This is a genomic window from Azohydromonas sediminis (assembly GCF_003574675.1).
GTDB classification, from domain to species: Bacteria; Pseudomonadota; Gammaproteobacteria; order Burkholderiales; family Burkholderiaceae_C; genus Calidifontimicrobium; species Calidifontimicrobium sediminis.
Genome location: NZ_QOAZ01000012.1, coordinates 1 through 19,167, shown reverse-complemented (window position 1 = coordinate 19,167; position 19,167 = coordinate 1). Strand labels below are relative to the sequence as shown.

The 19,167-nt window shown below is 72.6% G+C and carries 17 protein-coding genes; 9 read left to right on the top strand and 8 right to left on the bottom strand.

Annotated elements, in window-relative coordinates:
- The first annotated feature begins 19 nt into the window (after nucleotides 1-19).
- Nucleotides 20-361, top strand: coding sequence for a HesB/IscA family protein (locus tag DRV96_RS08530; protein ID WP_119289900.1), 342 nt, complete (start codon nucleotides 20-22; stop codon nucleotides 359-361).
- Nucleotides 362-394: 33 nt separating this feature from the next.
- Complete coding sequence (gene cobA, locus DRV96_RS08525; protein WP_119289898.1) at nucleotides 395-1,231, top strand: uroporphyrinogen-III C-methyltransferase; 837 nt, start codon at nucleotides 395-397, stop codon at nucleotides 1,229-1,231.
- A gap of 83 nt (nucleotides 1,232-1,314) precedes the next feature.
- Here the strand turns inward: cobA and DRV96_RS08520 are convergent, their stop codons facing one another.
- A complete protein-coding gene (locus DRV96_RS08520) occupies nucleotides 1,315-2,355 on the bottom strand; it encodes an MBL fold metallo-hydrolase (RefSeq protein ID WP_119290029.1) in 1,041 nt (346 codons plus the stop codon).
- A 215-nt stretch (nucleotides 2,356-2,570) separates the two neighbouring features.
- Between DRV96_RS08520 and uvrA the strand changes: the two genes are divergently transcribed.
- From uvrA to DRV96_RS08500, 4 genes are all read left to right on the top strand, one after another.
- Nucleotides 2,571-5,477 (top strand): excinuclease ABC subunit UvrA, encoded by a 2,907-nt coding sequence (gene uvrA, locus DRV96_RS08515; protein WP_119289896.1) that lies wholly within the window; start codon nucleotides 2,571-2,573, stop codon nucleotides 5,475-5,477.
- A gap of 84 nt (nucleotides 5,478-5,561) precedes the next feature.
- Complete coding sequence (locus tag DRV96_RS08510) at nucleotides 5,562-6,179, top strand: 2-hydroxychromene-2-carboxylate isomerase (protein WP_119289894.1); 618 nt, start codon at nucleotides 5,562-5,564, stop codon at nucleotides 6,177-6,179.
- Between the two features lie 19 nt (nucleotides 6,180-6,198).
- Nucleotides 6,199-6,867 carry a dienelactone hydrolase family protein gene (locus DRV96_RS08505; RefSeq protein ID WP_119289892.1) on the top strand — a complete coding sequence of 223 codons (669 nt, stop codon included), beginning with the start codon at nucleotides 6,199-6,201 and terminating at the stop codon, nucleotides 6,865-6,867.
- Nucleotides 6,868-6,874: 7 nt separating this feature from the next.
- Nucleotides 6,875-7,744 (top strand): amidohydrolase family protein, encoded by an 870-nt coding sequence (locus tag DRV96_RS08500; protein ID WP_119289889.1) that lies wholly within the window; start codon nucleotides 6,875-6,877, stop codon nucleotides 7,742-7,744.
- Nucleotides 7,745-7,807: 63 nt separating this feature from the next.
- Here the strand turns inward: DRV96_RS08500 and DRV96_RS08495 are convergent, their stop codons facing one another.
- Complete coding sequence (locus DRV96_RS08495) at nucleotides 7,808-8,224, bottom strand: SWIB/MDM2 domain-containing protein (protein ID WP_119289887.1); 417 nt, start codon at nucleotides 8,222-8,224, stop codon at nucleotides 7,808-7,810.
- A 242-nt stretch (nucleotides 8,225-8,466) separates the two neighbouring features.
- Between DRV96_RS08495 and DRV96_RS08490 the strand changes: the two genes are divergently transcribed.
- Nucleotides 8,467-8,823, top strand: coding sequence for a phage holin family protein (locus DRV96_RS08490; RefSeq protein ID WP_119289885.1), 357 nt, complete (start codon nucleotides 8,467-8,469; stop codon nucleotides 8,821-8,823).
- A gap of 128 nt (nucleotides 8,824-8,951) precedes the next feature.
- Here DRV96_RS08490 and DRV96_RS08485 read toward each other — a convergent pair whose 3' ends face one another.
- A complete protein-coding gene (locus DRV96_RS08485) occupies nucleotides 8,952-10,511 on the bottom strand; it encodes a M48 family metalloprotease (protein WP_235823338.1) in 1,560 nt (519 codons plus the stop codon).
- A gap of 104 nt (nucleotides 10,512-10,615) precedes the next feature.
- Between DRV96_RS08485 and moaC the strand changes: the two genes are divergently transcribed.
- Nucleotides 10,616-11,098, top strand: a complete 483-nt coding sequence (moaC, locus tag DRV96_RS08480) for a cyclic pyranopterin monophosphate synthase MoaC (RefSeq protein ID WP_119289883.1) — start codon at nucleotides 10,616-10,618, stop codon at nucleotides 11,096-11,098.
- A gap of 11 nt (nucleotides 11,099-11,109) precedes the next feature.
- Here moaC and DRV96_RS08475 read toward each other — a convergent pair whose 3' ends face one another.
- From DRV96_RS08475 to DRV96_RS08455, 5 genes are read right to left on the bottom strand one after another with little or no spacing between them, the layout of a single operon-like run.
- Complete coding sequence (locus DRV96_RS08475; RefSeq protein WP_119289881.1) at nucleotides 11,110-12,846, bottom strand: PglL family O-oligosaccharyltransferase; 1,737 nt, start codon at nucleotides 12,844-12,846, stop codon at nucleotides 11,110-11,112.
- Between the two features lie 46 nt (nucleotides 12,847-12,892).
- A complete protein-coding gene (locus tag DRV96_RS08470) occupies nucleotides 12,893-13,975 on the bottom strand; it encodes an ABC transporter permease (protein ID WP_119289879.1) in 1,083 nt (360 codons plus the stop codon).
- 10 nt (nucleotides 13,976-13,985) lie between these two features.
- Nucleotides 13,986-15,020 carry a microcin C ABC transporter permease YejB gene (locus tag DRV96_RS08465; RefSeq protein ID WP_119289877.1) on the bottom strand — a complete coding sequence of 345 codons (1,035 nt, stop codon included), beginning with the start codon at nucleotides 15,018-15,020 and terminating at the stop codon, nucleotides 13,986-13,988.
- Between the two features lie 19 nt (nucleotides 15,021-15,039).
- Nucleotides 15,040-16,932 (bottom strand): extracellular solute-binding protein, encoded by a 1,893-nt coding sequence (locus DRV96_RS08460; RefSeq protein ID WP_119289875.1) that lies wholly within the window; start codon nucleotides 16,930-16,932, stop codon nucleotides 15,040-15,042.
- 12 nt (nucleotides 16,933-16,944) lie between these two features.
- Nucleotides 16,945-17,148 (bottom strand): hypothetical protein, encoded by a 204-nt coding sequence (locus DRV96_RS08455; RefSeq protein WP_162910988.1) that lies wholly within the window; start codon nucleotides 17,146-17,148, stop codon nucleotides 16,945-16,947.
- Nucleotides 17,149-17,253: 105 nt separating this feature from the next.
- On the opposite strand from DRV96_RS08455, the gene DRV96_RS08450 reads away from it, so the two are divergent.
- A complete protein-coding gene (locus DRV96_RS08450; RefSeq protein WP_119289871.1) occupies nucleotides 17,254-18,960 on the top strand; it encodes a M14 family metallopeptidase in 1,707 nt (568 codons plus the stop codon).
- The last annotated feature ends 207 nt before the right edge of the window (nucleotides 18,961-19,167 follow it).

Below are 19,167 nucleotides of genomic sequence, written 5' to 3'. Positions count from 1 at the left end.
ACGCTTCTGGAGCCTGCCGATGCTGACCGTGACCGACGCCGCCCTCGAACAGATCCGCAGCGCCGCGCTGCAGGGCCGTGCGGTGGGCATGGCGCTGCGCGTCGCGGCGCGGCGCGCCGACGACGGTTCGATCGAGTACGGCATGGGCTTCGACGACACCCACGACGAGGACGAGGCGCTCGAGTTCGACGGTCTGACGGTCGTCGTCGCGGCCGCGAGCCGCCCGCTGCTGCGGGGCACGACGCTCGACTGGGTCGAGCTCGAGCCGGGCGAGCGGCGCTTCATCTTCATTCCCCCCGCCGACGAGGCGCCGCCGGCGCGCGGCTGCGGCAGCGGCGGCTGCTCGCGCTGCGGCGGCTGAGGCTGCACGACGGTGCCCACGGAGACGACAGCGATGAACACGATGGTCGACCTGCCCGACTGGATCCGCCACCCGGCGCGCACGCCGTCGCCCGCGCGCGGGCGCGTCGCGCTCGTCGGCGCCGGCCCCGGCGACCCCGAGCTGCTGACGCTGCGCGCGGTGCGGCTGCTGCGCGACGCCGACGCCGTCGTCTACGACGCGCTCGTCGCGCCCGAGGTGCTCGACTTCGTCGCGCCGCACGCCGAACGCCTGTACGCCGGCAAGCGCAGCAGCCAGCACAGCATGCCGCAGCGCGAGATCAATGCGCTGCTCGTGCGGCTGGCGCGCGAGGGCAAGCGCGTCGTGCGGCTCAAGGGCGGCGACCCGTTCATCTTCGGCCGCGGCGGCGAGGAGATCGAGACGCTCGCCGCCGAGGGCATCGAGTTCGAGGTCGTGCCCGGCGTCACCGCGGCGTGCGGCGTGTCGAGCTATGCCGGCATCCCGCTGACGCACCGCGACCACGCGCAGTCGTGCCTGTTCGTCACCGGCCACCTGAAGGACGGCAGTGCCGAGCTCGACTGGCCGGCGCTGGTGCGCGAGCGCCAGACGGTCGTGATCTACATGGGCCTGTCGGCGCTGCCGTCGATCTGTGCACAGCTGCTCGCGCACGGCCAGCGCGCCGACATGCCGGCGGCCGTCGTGCAGCAGGGCACGCTGCCCGAGCAGCGTGTCGTCACCGGCACGCTCGCCGACCTGCCGCAGAAGGTCGCGGCGGCCGGGCTGCGTTCACCGTGCCTGACGATCGTTGGCGAGGTCGTGCGCCTGCACGGGCGGCTGGCGTGGTTCGACCCGGTCGGCGCGACCCTGCCGGCCGCGGCGTTCGGCGCGTAGCGGCCGACACGGCCGGCCCGGCGGCGCGGCCGGCGCGCCGGGTGTGCACGGCGGCGCTCAGCCGGGGCCGCGGCCCCGTGCGGCTAGAACGCCTCCTTCTCGGCCTCGAGGTAGGCGAGGCTGGTGTACTTGCCGATGTTCGACTCGAAGCCCTGCGTGACCGCGGCGTATTTCTTGACCCGCGGGTCGGCGAGCACGAGTGCCTTGGCCTGCTCGAGCGCGACGCCGTTCTTGACCGCCTGCTCGCACGGCCGGTAGATGCCTTCGAAAAGCTCGCGGTTCTCGCGCAGCAGGTTCGGCCCGGCGTCGCCGTGGCCGGGCACCCAGATCTGGCTCTTCGTGTGCTTCTCGAGCGCGTCGAAGGTGCGGAACGTGCCGAGGTAGCTGCCGTCGTCCATGTTCGCGATGCGGCGGTGCATCGCGACGTCGCCGACATAGGTCACGCGGTCCTCGACGATCTCGACGCACAGGTCGCACGGCGTGTGCGCGACGCCGTAGTGGTGCAGCCGCAGCGTCGTGTCGCCGAAGCGCAACTCCTGCCCGTGCGCCACCGGGCGGTTCGGCACGACGACCTGCGTGCCCAGCGTCGCGCCGTTGGTCCAGCGCTCGAGCAGCGAACGCCACAGGTTGCCCTGCACGCCGGCGATCTCGTCGATGCACGCCGGCAGCGCGTAGATCGGCAGCGACGCGCCGAATGCGTCGCGGAACGCGTGGTTGCCGAGCCAGTGGTCGCCGTGGTAGTGCGAGTTGAAGACGGCCACCACCGGCTTGTCGGTCACGGTGCGGATGCGCCGGATCGCCATCTGGCCGATTTGCAGCGAGCCGCCGCTGTCGAGCACGACGACGCCGTCGCGGGTGACGACGAACACGACGTTGGACATCATTCCCTGGTTCTCGGGCGTCGGGAAGCCGTCGGGCGTCCACACCATCCACACGCGCTGGCTGATGCGGCGCAGCGGGTAGTCCTTGACCGGCGGGCCTTCGAAGAAGTCCTTGAATCCGTCGGCCGCGCGCGCAAGCGTGGCCAGCGGCGCACCGGGCAGCCACTCGGCGGCCGCGGTGGCACCGACGGCCGCGGCGCCGAGCAGCCAGCGGCGGCGCGACAGGGGGGTGAACAGGCTCATGCCGGGCTCCTCGTGCAATGCTGCATGCGCATGCAGCCATATTGTCGGCGCTTGGCTTGTGCCGTTGCTGGCCGCTGCGCGCCCGGCGTGGCGGTCGATCGGCCTGCCGTCGTCGCTGATGTCGCGGCCCGGCGCGCGGCCTGCGGCGCGAAGGCGGGCGGGCCCGTCCTCGCGCGGGGCGCTCGCTATCATGGCCGGTTCGCTGTCTCGCGCGCATGGCCACCTCCGCCCTCCCGCCGCCGTCGTCGCTGATCCGCGTGCGCGGCGCGCGCACGCACAACCTGAAGAACGTCGACCTCGACATCCCGAAGCACGCGCTCGTCGTGATCACCGGGCTGTCGGGCTCGGGCAAGTCCAGCCTCGCGTTCGATACGCTGTACGCCGAGGGGCAGCGGCGCTACGTCGAGAGCCTGAGCGCCTACGCGCGGCAGTTCCTGCAGCTGATGGACAAGCCCGACGTCGACGTCATCGAGGGGCTGGCGCCGGCGATCGCGATCGAGCAGAAGGCCACCAGCCACAACCCGCGCTCGACGGTGGGTACCGTCACCGAGATCCACGACTACCTGCGCCTGCTGTACGCGCGCGCCGGCACGCCGTACTGCCCCGACCACGACCTGCCGCTCGCCGCGCAGAGCGTCGCGCAGATGGTCGATGCGGTGCTCGCGCTGCCCGAGGGCACGCGGCTCGCGGTGCTGGCGCCCGTCGTGCGCGAGCGCAAGGGCGAGTTCGCCGAGCTGTTCGCCGACTGGCAGTCGCGCGGCTACGTGCGCTTTCGCGTCGACGGCAGTGTCGTCGAGGCCGACGCGCTGCCGGCGCTGAAGAAGGGCGAGAAGCACGACATCGACGTCGTCGTCGACCGTGTGCGCACGCGCGCCGGCGACGCCGCGCTGCGCCAGCGGCTGGCCGAGAGCTTCGAGGCCGCGCTCGCGCTGGCCGACGGGCGTGCGCTCGCGCTCGACCTCGACCGCGGCGACGAACACGTGTTCAGCCGCCGTTTCGGCTGCCCGCGGTGCAGCTACGCGCTGCCCGAGCTCGAGCCGCGGCTGTTCAGCTTCAACTCGCCGGTGGGCGCGTGCCCGCAGTGCGACGGTCTGGGCAGCGTCACCGTGTTCGACCCCGAGCGCGTCGTCGCCTTCCCCAGCCTGTCGCTGGCCGGCGGCGCGGTCAAGGGCTGGGACCGGCGCAACGCCTACACGCACGCGCTGCTCGAGAGCGTCGCGAAGCACTACGGCTTCGACGTCGAGACGCCGTTCGAGCAGCTCGCGCCCGCGCACCGACAGGTGGTGCTCTACGGGTCGGGCGACACCGACATCGAGTTCACCTACCGTGCCGAGGGGGCGGGCGGGCGCGTGCGCACGGTCAGGCGCCGCCATCCGTTCGAAGGGATCATCCCGAACTTCGAGCGGCGCTTTCGCGAGACCGACTCGCCCACCGTGCGCGAGGAGCTCGCGCGCTACCAGGCCGCCCGGCCGTGCCCGGCGTGCGCCGGCACGCGGCTGCGGCGCGAGGCGCGCCACGTGTTCCTGCGCGGCGCCGACGGCGAGCGCAAGCCGATCTACGAGGTCGAGCGCGCGACGCTCGCCGACGCGCTGGCGTACTTCGACGCGCTGCGGCTGCACGGCGCGCAGGCCGGCATCGCGGCGCCGGTGCTGCGCGAGATCCGCGCGCGGCTGAAGTTCCTCGTCGACGTTGGGCTCGACTACCTCCACCTCGAGCGCAGCGCCGACACGCTGTCGGGCGGCGAGGCGCAGCGCATCCGGCTCGCGAGCCAGATCGGCTCGGGGCTCACGGGCGTGATGTACGTGCTCGACGAGCCGAGCATCGGGCTGCACCAGCGCGACAGCGAGCGCCTGATCGCGACGCTGCGCCACCTGCGCGACCTCGGCAACTCGGTGCTCGTCGTCGAGCACGACGAGGACATGATCCGCGCCGCCGACCACGTGATCGACATGGGCCCGGGCGCCGGCGTGCACGGCGGGCGTGTCGTCGCGCAGGGCACGCCGGCCGAGGTGGCCGCGAACCCCGACTCGCTGACCGGGCGCTACCTCGCGCACACCGCGCGCATCGCGGTGCCGCGGCGGCGCGCGACGCTCGCGGCGCAGACCGACCCGCGCGTGCTGCGCATCGTCGGCGCGCGCGGCCACAACCTGAAGGGCGTCACCGTCGAGATTCCGGTCGGGCTGTTCACCTGCGTGACCGGCGTGTCGGGCTCGGGCAAGTCGACGCTCGTCAACGACACGCTGTACGCCGCGGTGGCGAGGAAGCTCTACCAGAGCCACCTCGAGCCGGCGCCGCACGACGAGATCGAGGGCCTCGACGCGTTCGACAAGGTCATCGACGTCGACCAGAGCCCGATCGGGCGCACGCCGCGCAGCAACCCGGCCACCTACACGGGCGTGTTCACGCCGATCCGCGAGCTGTTCGCCGAGGTGCCCACCGCGCGCGAGCGCGGCTACGGACCCGGGCGCTTCAGCTTCAACGTCCCGGCGTCGGCCGGCGGGGGCCGCTGCGAGGCCTGCCAGGGCGACGGCGTGACCAAGGTCGAGATGCACTTCCTGCCCGACGTCTACGTGCCGTGCGACACCTGCGGCGGCGCGCGCTACAACCGCGAGACGCTCGAGATCGTCTACAAGGGGCGCAACATCCGCGACGTGCTCGCGATGACGGTCGAGGAGGCGCACGACTTCTTCGCCGCGGTGCCGGCGATCGCGCGCAAGCTGCGCACGCTGCTCGACGTGGGCCTGGGCTACGTGCAGCTCGGGCAGAGCGCGACGACGCTGTCGGGCGGCGAGGCGCAGCGCGTCAAGCTCGCGCTCGAACTGTCGAAGCGCGACACCGGCCGCACGCTGTACATCCTCGACGAGCCGACGACGGGGTTGCACTTCGCCGACATCGAGCTGCTGCTGAAGGTGCTGCACCAGCTGCGCGATGCCGGCAACACGATCGTCGTCATCGAGCACAACCTCGACGTCATCAAGACCGCCGACTGGATCGTCGACATGGGTCCCGAGGGCGGCGCCGGCGGCGGGCGGGTGGTGGCGGTCGGCACGCCCGAGGACGTGGCCGCCTGCGCGGCGAGCCACACCGGGCGCTTCCTCGCCGCGAAGCTGGCCGCCGCGTAGCCGCCCCCGCCGCGCACGCGGTGGCGCCACATCGGGTAAGGTGCGGCGCCTCGCCCACCGCGGCGACGGCCGGAGGGACCGCGCATGCCACTCGTCGTCGACTACTACCTCGCCCCGAACTCGCCGTGGTGCTACCTCGGCCACCAGCGCTTCTGGGACCTCGCGCGCGCCGCCGGCGCGGCCGTCCGCGTGATGCCGGTGGACCTGGGCGGGCGCGTGTTCCCGTCCAGCGGCGGGCTGCCGCTGGCCAAGCGCGCACCGCAGCGCCAGGCGTACCGCCTGCTCGAGCTGAAGCGCTTCAGCCGCTGGCTGAACCTGCCGCTGGTGCCCGAGCCGCGCTACTTCCCGGTCTCGGGCGACGACGCGGCGCGGCTGATCATCGCCGTCGACCTCAGGGACGGCACCGACGCCGCGATGCGTTTCGCCGGTGCCGTGCTGCGCGCCGTGTGGGCCGAGGAGCGCCACATCGCCGACGAGGCCGTGCTCGGCGAGCTGCTGCGCGAGCAGGGGCTGAGCCCCGCGCGGCTCGACGACGCGCACACGCAGCGCGTGCACCAGCAGTACGACGCCTACACGCAGCGCGCGATCGACGCCGGCGTGTTCGGTGCGCCGAGCTACGTCGTCGACGGCGAGATGTTCTGGGGCCAGGACCGGCTCGACTTCGTCGAGCGCCGCTTGCGCGGCGACTCACGCCCTGATTGATCCATTCCCGGAGACCGCTATGCCCGAATCGATCACGCTGCAGGCCGCCGACGGCCACCGCTTCGCTGCCTGGGTCGCTGCGCCTGCGGGCGCGCCGCGCGGCGGGCTGGTCGTCGTGCAGGAGATCTTCGGCCTGAACGGCCACGTCCGCCGCGTCGCCGAGGGCTACGCCGCCGACGGCTACCTCGCCGTGGCGCCGGCGCTGTTCGACCGCGTCGAGCGCGGCGTCGAGCTCGGCTACGACGACGCCGCCATCCAGCGCGGGCGCGCGCTGAAGGAGGCCTGCGGCAACGAGCGGCCGCTGCTCGACCTCGCCGCCGCGGTCGCGCACGCCGCGCGCGCCGGTCGCGTCGGCATGGTCGGCTACTGCTGGGGCGGGCTGCTGACCTGGCTCGCCGCGGCCCGGCTCGACGGCCTCGCCGCCGCGGTGCCGTACTACGGCGGCGGCATTCCCGAGCACGCCGCGCTCGCACCGCGCTGCCCGGTGCTCGCGCACTTCGGCGCGCGCGACGCGCACATCCCGCTGTCCGGCGTCGAGGCGCTGCGCGAGCAGCGGCCCGAGGTCGAGGTGCACGTCTACGACGCGCTGCACGGCTTCAACTGCGACGAGCGCGCGAGCTTCGACGCCGAGGCGGCGCGGCTCGCGCGCGAGCGCACGCTCGCGTTCCTGCGCCGCCACATTGGCTGAGGCAGCGATGCACGCCCGACGTGGCAGCCGCGTCGTCGCCGCGCTTGCACTCGCCGCGGCGGCCGCGACCGGCCTCGCCGCGCCGTACGACGGCCCGCTGTTCGACGCGCACCTGCACTACAACGACGACGCGCGCGAGCCCCACCCGCTGCCCGACGTGCTCGCGCGCATGCAGCGCAGCGGCGTGCGCGCCATCATCGCCAACAGCCGGCCCAACGACGGCACGAAGTCGCTCGCCGCAGCCACCGACGCGACGCGCGCGGCCGGTGTCAGCGTCGTGCCGTTCGTGCGCCTGTACCGCGACCGTGCCGACTACGCGTCGTGGTTCCGCGACCCGGCGATCGCGCGCATGGTCGACGCCGAGCTCGCGGCCGGCACGGTCGCCGGCCTGTATCGCGGCCTCGGCGAGTTTCACCTTTACGACAGCGCCAACGCCGACGGCCCGATCGCGCGCGAACTGATGCAGCTCGCGCAGGCGCGCGGCCTCGTCGTGCTCGCGCACTGCGACGACGTCGCCGTCGAGAAGCTGTTCGCGCACGCGCCGAACGCGCGGCTGATCTGGGCCCACACCGGCATCGGCGGCGTGCCCGTCGAGCGCGTGCGCGAGCTGCTGCAACGCCACCCGACGCTGATCGGCGAGCTGTCGTACCGCCCGGGGCTCGTCGTCGACGGGCGGCTCGCGCCCGCGTGGCGTGCGCTGATGCTCGAGTTCCCCGAGCGTTTCCTCGTCGGCTCCGATACCTGGGTCAACGCGCGCTGGCAGTACTACGAGGCGCAGATGGGCGAGGCGCGCCGCTGGCTCGGCGAGCTGCCACTGGAGGTCGCGCGACGCATCGGCTGGGGCAACGGCGCGCGGCTGTTCGGCCTGCCGGAATGAAAAAAGCCGGTGCGGGGCACCGGCTTCGTCGCTCGCGGCCGCCGCGGCGGCCACGGCCCACCGTCACTTCAGGTGGGCGTTGATCATCTTCGTCATCTCGAACATCGACGCCTGCGCCTTCTTGAAGATCTCCTTGAGCTTCTCGTCGGCGTTGATCATGCGCTTGTTGACCGCGTCCTGCAGCTTGTTCTTCTTGATGTAGTCCCACACGCGCTTGGTCACCTCGGTGCGGGGGTACGGGCCCTTGCCGATGATCGCGGCCAGCGCGTCGCTTGGCGTCATCGCCTTCATGAACGCGGCATTCGGCGTGCGCTTCTTGGCTGGGGCCTTCTTGGCGGCCGCCTTCTTGGCTGGCGCCTTCTTCGCGGCGACCTTCTTGGCCGGGGCCTTCTTCGCGGCGACCTTCTTCGCCGGCGCCTTCTTCGCGACCGCCTTCTTGGCCGGCGCTTTCTTCGCCGGGGCTTTCTTCGCAGTTGCCATTTGGATCTTCTCCATCATGTGGTTGCTGATGTGCCGGGAGTGGGCGAGGACCGCATGAGCCCTCGTTTCTCGCATCTGCCCTGCGGCGCGAATGGTAATGCTGCCGTCATGTGTTGAGAAGGCGTCTTCCCTCTGAAAACACACGTTCTGCCGCCGGGCAAGGCCGTGTGTCGCGGCGAGGCGTCACTCGGCCGCGGCGCACGCTGCGGCGGTGCGCGCCGGGCGACTGCTATGCTGGGTCCATGCTGCTGCTGCTTCGATGGTTCCTGCTCGCGTGCGCGCTGCTGCTCGTCGCGTCGCTGTACCCCGGCGTGCAGGTCACGAGCTACACGTCGGCGCTGTGGGCCGCCCTCGTGCTCGGCCTGCTGAACACGCTGGTGCGTCCGGTGCTGGTGCTGCTGACGCTGCCGATCACGCTCGTCACGCTCGGGCTGTTCCTGTTCGTCGTCAACGCACTGATGTTCTGGGCCGCCGCGGCGCTGCTCGACAACTTCAACGTCGCCGGGTTCGGCGCGGCGCTGATCGGCTCGGTGATCTACAGCCTGTGCGCGCTCGTCATCGACGCCGCGCTCGAGCAGCTGTTCGGCCGCCAGCACTGATCGGCCGGCTCGACCGCTTTCGTGCCGCGGGCCGGGGCTTGGAGACGCGGCGCCTGTCCCTGGGCCTCGCACAGCTCGGCCCCTTCGCGCCGTCCAAGCCCGCGCAGGCGGGCTTGGAGCCGCGGCGCTCAGCCCCCGCGCTGCTGTTCGGACTGGCGGGCGCGCAGCTCGGCCTGCAGCTCGCGCAGCCGCGCGTCGATCACCGACAGCTCGATGAAGTCGGCGGTGCCGCCTTCGCGCGCAAGCCGCTGGCCGGCGCGCAGGCGGTCGATCGCGCCGGGCAGGTCGCCGAGGGCGGCCTGCACTTCGGCTTCGGCGCGCACCGCGCGCAGCGGCTGGCCGAGCAGCGCCGCGCCCTGCGCCAGGAGCGACCACGCGGCGGAGTCGTCGCGCCGCTCGGCGACCCAGGTTTGCAACGCCTCGACGCTCGCGCGCAGCATGGCCGGCGGCGCGCCGGCGCGATGCGCGGCCAGTGCCGCGTGCGCGCGCTGCAGCAGCACCGGCCGCGACGGGGCGCCGTCGCGGTCGAGCAGCGCAACGGCGCCGGCGGCATCGCCGCGGGCGACGCGCACCTCGGCGTCGAGCAGGTCGAGCGCGCGCGCCGCGCGCACGTCGTGCGCGTCGAGCCGCGGGCTCGCGCGCAGCAGCGCACGCGCGTCGGCCAGCGCGCGCTCGGCCGCGGCCGGCTCGTTCAGGCGCAGCGACGCGAGCGCCTGCCCGTAGTGCACCGCGAGCCGCTCGGGCACGCCGGCGTCGACGGGCGCCACCTGCGCCTGCACGCGGCGCAGCGCCTGCACGCCGGTGTCCATCAGTACGCGCGCGCGCGCCTGCATCAGCGGGTGCTCGAACACGTTCGGCGGCGGCGCGCGCCTTGCAGGCGCCGCCTCGAGCCGGGAGCGCGCCTCGCCGATGCGCTCGACCGTCAGCGGGTGCGTGCGCAGGTACGGGAAGCTGTTGTCGTCGACGAGGCGCGACGCCTGCGCGAGGCGCTCGAACATGAAGGCCATGCCCTGCGGCTCGTAGCCGGCGTCGATGAACACGCCCCAGCCGATGCGGTCGGCCTCGCGCTCCATCTCGCGCGAGTAGTTCAGCTGCTGCTGCACCATCGCCGCCTGCCCGCCGACGACGGCCGCCTGCGCCGCGTCGGCGCTGCCGGCGCGGCTGGCGGCGATCAGCCCGAGCAGGATCGCCGTCATGCCGACGACGCTCATGCGCTGCGAGCTCGCGATGCGCCGCGCGATGTGGCGCTGCGTCACGTGCGCGAGCTCGTGCGCGAGTACCGACGCCAGTTCGTCGCGCTGCGCCGTCATCGCGATCAGGCCGAGGTGCACGCCGACGTGGCCGCCGGGCAGCGCGAACGCGTTGACGGCGCGGTCGCTGACGAGGAAGACCTGCCACGCAAACGCGGCGTCGATGTCGGCGCCGATGTCGCCGCGCGCGCGCGCCGCGGCCACCAGCGGCGCCCACAGCGACTGCAGGTAGTCGAGCAGCAGCGCATCGTCGAGGTAGGCCGCGTCGCGCCGCACCTCGCGCATGATCTGCTCGCCCAGCCGGCGCTCGGTGCTGACGGGAAAGTCGTCGGCGACGGCGTCGCCGAGCGCGGGCAGCCGCACCTGCGCCGGCGCGGCCGCAGGCCAGCCGGACGCGACGAGCGCGGCAGCGACGAGGTGGACGAGGGACTTTTTCAACGGAAGGCGGCGAGGTGGCGCATGCGCTTGGAGCGCGCGCCGCAGTGCCGGTTCAGCGCGCAGGGCCGACAATCATCGCACCGCCACGTTGCCCGCAGGTTTCCATGACTTCACCGCTGACGCACTTCGACGCCCACGGCCAGGCGCACATGGTCGACGTCGCCGCGAAGGACGCGACGCACCGCGTCGCGCGCGCGACCGGCACGATCCGCATGCAGCCGGCGACCTTCGAGCTCGTGAAGAGCGGCAGCGCGAAGAAGGGCGACGTGATCGGCGTCGCGCGCATCGCGGCGATCCAGGGCGCCAAGCGCACTGCCGACCTGATCCCGCTGTGCCACCCGCTGGCGCTGACCAAGGTCGCCGTCGAGTTCGAGCTCGACGAGGCGCAGCACGCGGTGCACTGCACCGCGCAGGTCGAGACGCTCGGGCGCACCGGCGTCGAGATGGAGGCGCTCACGGCGGTGCAGGTCGGCCTGCTGACCGTCTACGACATGTGCAAGGCCGTCGACCGCGGCATGGTCATCGACGGCGTGCGCCTGCTCGAGAAGCGCGGCGGCAAGTCGGGGCACTGGGTCGCGGCCGGCTGAGCCGCGGCGCTTCAGCGCTCGAAGTCGCGCCACGTCAGCGGCCGCGTCGGTGCCGCGCACGGGAACGGCACCGGCGCGCCCGCCGGCACCGCGTCGCAGTCCTTGAAGAAGGCCTGTGCTTCAGGGCGGCGGAACTCGCGCAGACGCGCGGCGACGTGGCGCGCGCGCTCGCTGTCGCCGGCCTCGTCGAGCGCGCGCGCCCACGCGCCGAGCAGCCGTGCGTCGAGCAGGTGGTACGCCGCGCGCTCGAACGCCGGCAGCGCCTGCGACGGCCGCTGTGCCGTCGTCGCCGCGGCGTAGTCGGCGTGGTGGCCGAACAGCGGGCTCGCCTGGCCGCTGGCGATGCGCTGCGCGAGCGGCGCCGCGCCGGCCGACGCCGTGAAGATGCGCGCCACGCGCAGGTAGTCGGCGGTGGCCGCCAGCGCCGCGAGCGCCATCGCGAGCCCGGCGACGACGAGGCCCAGGCGCCGCGGCGCTGTGTCGTCGGACCCGCCCGGCACCGGTGCCAGGCAGGCCCCCCACGCCCACGCGGCCGGCAGCAGGAAGTGGGCGTACCACAGCGGATACTCGAGCAGGCTGTGCGTGCCGACGAGCACGATCAGCGCGACGAACGCGCGCCGCCAGACGCCGTCGCGCCCGGTGCGCGCGGCGCGCCACGCGCGCGCGAGCGCGATCGCGAGCAGCGCCGTCAGCGCGACAGCAGTCGGCACACCGAACTCGACGGCGAACTGCAGCGGCAGGTTGTGCGTGTGGTCGAAGTAGGCGACCGGCCGTTGCGGGAACGGCGTCAGCGTCCACGCGAAGTTGAAGCGCTCGAAGCCGACCCCGGTCCACGGCTGCGCGGCGATCAGCGCCAGCGTGTCCGACCAGATCGCGAAGCGCGAGCTCGACGGGTCGGCCTGCGCGGCGCGCGTCGCGGTGCCGAACGTGCCCCAGCCCTGCTGCGCGGCGAGCGCCGCCACGGCCCACGCCAGCGCGTACAGCAGCGGCGCCGTCCCCAGCAGCGCACGTGCACGCCGGCCCAGCCGCCGGTCGACGAGACACCACAGCGCGAGCAGCCCGACGCCGAGCAGCCCGGTGCGCGAGCCGGTGAGCTGCGTCGCGACGACGAGCACCGCCCACACCAGCGCGGCCAGCGCGACGGTGCGCGCGCCGCGCGCGCGGTCGACGAAGGGCACCAGCGCGATCGCCGCCCACAGCAGCAGCGTCGCGAGGTGGTTCGGCTGGCGCAGGTTGCCGACCGCGCGGCCGGGCAGCGTCGAACGCGCGATCCACTCGCCGTCGGCCCAGTCCGGCGCGAACACCTGCACCATCGCGACGAGCGCGCTCAGTGCGCCGGCCGCGACGAGGCCGAGCGCGAACGCGCGCACTGCCGCCGGCTGCAACGCACCGGCCGCGGCGGCGACGAGAGTGACCGCGGCCGCGGCGAGCACGCCCAGCGGCGCGAGCACGAGGCTGGCCGGCAGCGGGCCCGCGAGCCAGCCGGCGAGCGCGAAAGCGCCGATCGCGGCGAGCACCGCCCACAGCGGCCACGTCGCGCGCAGTGCCGCGGCGACGTCGGTGCGCACGCGCCACGCCGCCGCGGCGACGAACAGCCCCCACAGGCCGAACGCCGTGGCCTGGTTGAAGAAGGTCGACGACGGCGGCAGGTTGAACGCGATCAGCGCCGGCACCGCGACGGCGGCGACGCCGGTCACCGCGAGCAGGCGCTCGGCGCGGGCGGTAGCCGCCGGCGGTGCGGGCGTCATGCGGGCGGGCGCGACGCGCGCGCGCCGCCGGTGGGGCCGGTGCGCGTCACGACTTGCGCGTGTCGAACGCGTCGCGCAGCGCGTCGCCGATGAAGGTCAGCAGCAGCATCGTCAGCACGAGCAGTACGAAGGTCGGCACGATGATCCACCACCCGTCGAGGTTGGCCTTGCCCTGGCGCAGCAGGTCGCCGAGCGACGGCACCGACGGCGGCACGCCCAGGCCGAGGAAGTCGAGCGAGGTCAGCGCGACGATCGCGCCGCTCATGCGGAACGGCAGGAACGTGATGACCGGCGTCAGCGAGTTCGGCAGCACGTGGCGCCAGATGATCTGGCCGTCGGTCAGGCCGAGCGCGCGCGCGGCCTTGACGAACTCGAGCGCGCGGTTGCGCAGGAATTCGGCGCGCACGTAGTCCGACAGCCCCATCCAGCCCCACAGGCTCAGCAGCACGAGCAGCAGCAGCAGCGACGGCTCGAAGATGCTGGCGAAGATGATCAGCAGGTACAGCTCGGGCACCGCGGCCCAGATCTCGATCAGCCGCTGCAGCGTCAGGTCGATGCGCCCGCCGAAGTAGCCCATCAGTGCGCCGGCGGCGATGCCCAGCAGCGTGCCGGTGACGGTCAGCGCGATCGCGAACCAGATGCTGACGCGGAAGCCGTACAGCAGCCGCGCGACCATGTCGCGGCCGTTGCTGTCGGTGCCGAGCCAGTTGTCGGCCGACGGCGGCGCGGGGTCGATCTTCTTGGTGAAGTAATTGCTGCTGTCGGCGCCGTGGCGGTTGAGCGTGAAGACAGCCCAGTGGCCGGGCTTCGCGAACTGCTCGGCGATGAACGGGTCGGTCCAGTCGGTGGGGGTGCCGAAGTCGCCGCCGAACGTCGTCTCGGGGTGGTTCTTGAACAGCGGGAAATACGTCGTGCCCTCGTAGCGCGCGACGAGCGGGCGGTCGTTGCTGATCAGCTCGGCGAAGGTCGCGACGACGAGCATCGCGACGAACACCCACAGCGAAACGACGCCGAGGCGGTTGCGCCTGAAGCGCGCCCACGCACGCTGGTTCGGCGACATCGGCTGGAGCGCCGGCCGCGGCGGGGCGCCGGGCTCGGGTGTCGCGACGGGGGGCAGCACGGCGCTCATCGGGGGCTGCTCAGCGGCCGACCGAGCCGAACTGCACGCGCGGGTCGATGACGACGTACAGCACGTCCGACACCAGCTTGACGACCAGCGCGATCAGCGTGAACAGGTACAGCGAGCCGAGCACGACGGGGTAGTCGCGCCGCGTCACCGACTCGAAGCCGAGCAGCCCCAGCCCGTCGAGCGAGAACAGCGTCTCGATCAGCACCGAGCCGGCGAAGAACGCGCCGACGAACGCAGCCGGAAAGCCGGTGACGAGCGGGATCAGCGCGTTGCGGAACACGTGCTTCCACAGCACGCGCTTCTCCGAGAGCCCCTTCGCGCGCGCGACCAGCACGTACTGCTTGCGCATCTCTTCGACGAAGGTGTTCTTCGTCAGCAGCGTCGTCACCGCGAAGCTGCCGATCACGAAGCAGGTCAGCGGCAGCGCGAGGTGCCACAGGTAGTCGACGATGCGCATCGGCCAGCTCAGCTCGTGCCAGTCGTCGGAGGTCAGCCCGCGCAGCGGGAACCACTCGAGGTAGGTGCCGCCGGCGAACAGCACGATCAGCAGCACGCCGAGCACGAAGCCGGGGATCGCGAAGCCCACCAGCACGACGAGCGAGGTCAGCGCGTCGAAGCGCGTGCCCTCTCGCACCGCCTTCGCGATGCCCAGCGGCAGCGAGATCAGGTACGAGATCACGAAGGTCCACAGCCCGAGGCTGATCGACACCGGCAGCTTCTCCTTGATCAGGTCCCACACCGGCTTGTTGTGCAGGAAGCTGCGGCCAAGGTCGAAGCGCAGGAACGCGCCGAGCATCTCGACGTAGCGCACGTGCGCCGGCTTGTCGAAGCCGTACAGCTTCTTCAGCTCCTCGATCTGCTTTGCGTCGCTGTCGCGCCCGGCGCGGTACACGCCGCCCTCGCCGCCGCCGGCGGTGCGCGCCTCGGCCAGGATCTGCTCGATCGGTCCGCCAGGCACGAACTGGATCACGACGAACGTGATCGTCAGCGCGCCGAGCAGCGTCGGCACCATCAGCAGGATGCGCTTGACGATGTAGCCGAGCATCGGGTCCTCTCGCGGCCGCCTACTTGCGCCGGCTGCCGGGCAGCGAGTCGTCGACCCACCAGGTCGTCACGGCCCACGCCGGGTTGTCCGACAGCGCGCTCTCGACGGTGAAGTACTTCGGCCGCACGCGGGGCTTGCCGAAGCGGTTCCAGTAGCTCGCCTTCTCGTCGGCGGCGTACAGGTCGGGCACCTGCCACGCGCTCCACATCACGATGCGGTCGAACGCACGCGCGGCGGTGCGCAGCTCGTCGAGCGTCGTGGCGCGGGCCATCGCCTGCAGCAAGGCGTCGGCCGCGCGGCTCTTCACGCCGCGGAAGTTGCTGCTGCCCGGCTCGTCGGCAGCCTTGCTGCCGTAGCTGTTGACGAGGTCGGACGCGTTGGGCAGCTGGAAGTCGGACTCGACGATCGTGATCATGTCGAAGTCGAAGGTCTCGAGCCGGCGGCGGTACAGCGCGAAGTCGACGCTGCGCACCTTCAGCTCGATGCCGAGCTTCTTGAGGTTCAGCTCCCAGTCGGGGATGCGCGCGCCCTCGCTCGGCGAGAGGTATTCGATCACGAAGGCTTCGCCGGCGGCGTTGCGCAGCTTGCCGTCGGGGGCGAGCGTCCAGCCGGCCTCCTGCAGCAGCGCGCGCGCGCGCAGCAGGTTGGCGCGCAGCCGCGCCGGCTCGCCGCCGGTCGTCGGGGCGCGGTACGCCGGCCCGAACACCTCGGGCGGCAGCTCGGCGCGAAACGGCTCGAGCAGTGCGCGCTCGGCCGCGCTCGGCTCGCCCTGCGCGGCGAAGTCGGAGTTGCTGAACACGCTCTCGACGCGCCTGAAGGCCTTCAGCCGGTTGAGCGTGTCGAAGTCGTAGGTCAGGTCGAGTGCGCGGCGCACGCGCAGGTCCTGGAACTTGGGGCGGCGCAGGTTCAGCTGGTATGACTGCATCCCCTGGCCGACCTGCGTCTCGAAGGGGTCCTTGACGATGCGCCCGTCGTCCCACTTCGGCCCGACGTGCTGGCGCACCCACGCGCGCGACGAGTACTCGCGCAGGATATCGAACTCGCCGGCCTTGAACGCCTCGCGTGCGATCGCGGCGTCGCGGTAGTAGCGGTAGACGACGCGGTCGAAGTTGAAGAAGCCGCGGCGCACCGGCAGGTCGCGCGCCCAGTAGTTCGGGTCGCGCACGAACTCGATGCGCCGACCGCCGTCGGCGCGCGCGATCGTGTACGGGCCGCTGGTGATCGGGTGCTCGCTGACGATCTCGTCGAAGCGGCGTGGCGTGCCGTCCGGCTGCGCGCCCCACTTGCGCGAGAACACGCGCAGCGTGCCGACGGTGAACACGGCGTCGGCGGTGCGCTCCTTCAGGTCGAAGCGGATCGTGCGCTCGTCGAGCACCGCCGCGCGCTCGACGACGGCGAGCACCGCGCGCAGCCCCGGCGCCGCATGAGGCCCCGACTGCATCGCGAAGCTGTGCTGCACGTCGGCGGCCGTCACCGGGTCGCCGTTCGTGAAGCGTGCCTGCGGGTGCAGGCGGAACGTGACCGACGAGCGGTCGGGCGCGACGCGCATCGACTGCGCGAGCAGCCCGTACATCGTCTGCGGCTCGTCGCCCGACATCACGGCCAGCGGCTCGAACATGAAGATCGACAGTCCCGCGGGCGCGTTGCCGCGCGTCGTGAACGGGTTGAACTTGTCGAAGCTGGTGCGCCGGTCGGGGTTGCGCAGGTACAGCGTGCCGCCCTTGGGCGCATTCGGGTCGACGTACTCGAAGTGCGTGAAGTCGGGCGGGTACTTCGGCGCGCCGAACGCGGCGTAGCCGTGCGTCCAGCCGTCGCCGTCGTCGGCGCGTGCCGGCGACGACGCCAGTGCGGCGACCAGCACGGCGACCAGCGTGCCGAGCCAGGCGGCGATCGAAACGGCCGTGCGTCGCATCGCCCGCACGCGTCAGCCGCCGGCCGTGGTCTGTGCGCCGGTACCGGGCTGCAGCGCGCGCCGAAGCGCCGGCATGCGCCCGGCGGTGGCGTGAGCGGGCGCGCGCCCGGTGGCGGCGTCACGGCCCGGCGCGACGACGTTGGCGCGCAGCCCCCGCGTCGACGCGGGCAGCCGACCCGCGGCGGCGATGTGGCGCATGGCGCAATGCAGTGGCATCGATGCGAATCCTTGGCAACGCCTCGATTCTGCGTCGTCGCGGCCGGGCGTGCCGCCGCCGTCGCTGGCCGAGAATCGCGCCGACCGCCGTCTTGCCCGCCGCCGATGCCGCTGCCGATCCCCGACTTCTCGCTCTTCCCGCGCCACGACGAGCTGACCCGCCTGCTGCACGGCTACGCCGCCGCGCGGCCCGACCTCGTCGCGGTGCGCTCGATCGGCAGGAGCTGGGAAGGGCGCGAGATCTGGCTCGTCACCGTCACGAACGCCGCCACCGGCGCCGACACCGACAAACCCGCGTTCTGGGTCGACGGCAACATCCACGCCGCCGAGCTGACGGCGTGCACCGCGTGTCTGTACTGGCTGCACCAGCTCGTCACGCGCTACGGCAGCGATGCGCAGGTCACGCAGCTGCTCGACACGCGCGCGGTCTACCTGTGTCCGCGGCTGAACCCCGACGGCGCCGAGCTCGCGCTCGCCGAGCGCCCGCGCCACATCCGCAGCTCGACGCGGCCGTACCCGTACGACGAGGCGCCGGTCGACGGGCTGACGATCGAAGACGTCGACGGCGACGGGCGCATCCTCAGCATGCGCATCCGCGACCCGCACGGGCCCTACAAGTGCCACCCCGACGAGCCGCGGCTGATGGTGCCGCGCGAGCCCGGCGAGGTCGGCGGCACCTACTACCGCGTCATTCCGGAGGGCACGCTGAAGAACTTCGACGGCTTGACGATCACCGCGAACAAAGACAGGGAGGGCCTGGACCTCAACCGCAACTTCCCCGCGTACTGGCGGCAGGAGTTCGAGCAGCCGGGCGCCGGGCCGTACCCGGTGAGCGAGCCCGAGGTGCGCGCGATGGTCGACTTCTTCGTCGCGCACCGCAACATCGGCGCCGCGGTGAGCTTCCACACGCACAGCGGCGTCATCCTGCGGCCGATGGGCACGCAGTCCGACGACGACATGACGCCCGAGGACCTGTGGATGTACAAGCGCCTGTCGGACATCGGCGCGAAGCTCACCGGCTACCCGGCGATCAGCATCTTCCACGAGTTCAAGTACCACCCGAAGGAGATCATCACCGGCACGCAGGACTGGGTCTACGAGCACCTCGGCGCGCTGTTCTGGACGGTCGAGATCTGGGCGCCGAACAAGGAAGCCGGAATCACCGACTATCAATGGATCGAGTGGTACCGCGACCACCCGGTGGCCGACGACCTCAAGCTACTGAAGTGGAGCGACGAGCACTGCGGCGGCCAGGCCTATGTCGACTGGACGCCGTTCCACCACCCGCAGCTCGGCGAGGTCGAGATCGGCGGCTGGGACAAGATGAACTTCTGGCGCAACCCGCCGCCGGCGCTGCGCGAGCGCGAGGCGGCGCGCTTCCCGGCGTGGCTGACGCAGCTCGCGCTCAGCCTGCCGAAGCTCGAGCTGCTGCGCACCGAGGTGCAGCGCCTCGGCGACGACACGTGGCGCGTGCGCTTCGCGGTGGCCAACGCGGGCTACCTGCCGAGCCACGTCACGCAGCGCGCGCTCGACCGCAAGACGGTGCGTGGCGTCGTGTTCGAGATCCACCTGCCCGACGCGGGCCGCGCGCCGGCGGTGTCGCTCGTGGCCGGCAAGCCGCGTGTCGAGGGGCCGCACCTCGCCGGCCACGCGCCGAAGAACTCGCTGCTCGCGTTTCTGCCGAACCGTGAGCTGACCGCCGACCGCGCGGTGGCCGAGTGGATCGTGCGCGCGCCGGCCGGCACGCGGCTGCCGCTGTCGGCGCGCTGCGACCGCGCCGGTGCGGTGCGCACCGAGGTCGTGCTCGACTGACCCTGAATCCAGCAGTTCACCGTCCGTCATCGCGCGCTAAGCGAGCACTGGCGCGGCTTTGACGGGTCTTGGCACACTCACCCGATGGGTGAGAGCAAACAACGCATGCGCGAGGTGGCCCTGGCGGCCGAAGTGGCGGCCGGCGCGCCGCAGGTGGTGGACACGCTGGGCGGGCGCATGCACGTGCGCTGGGACGAGGGTGCGGCG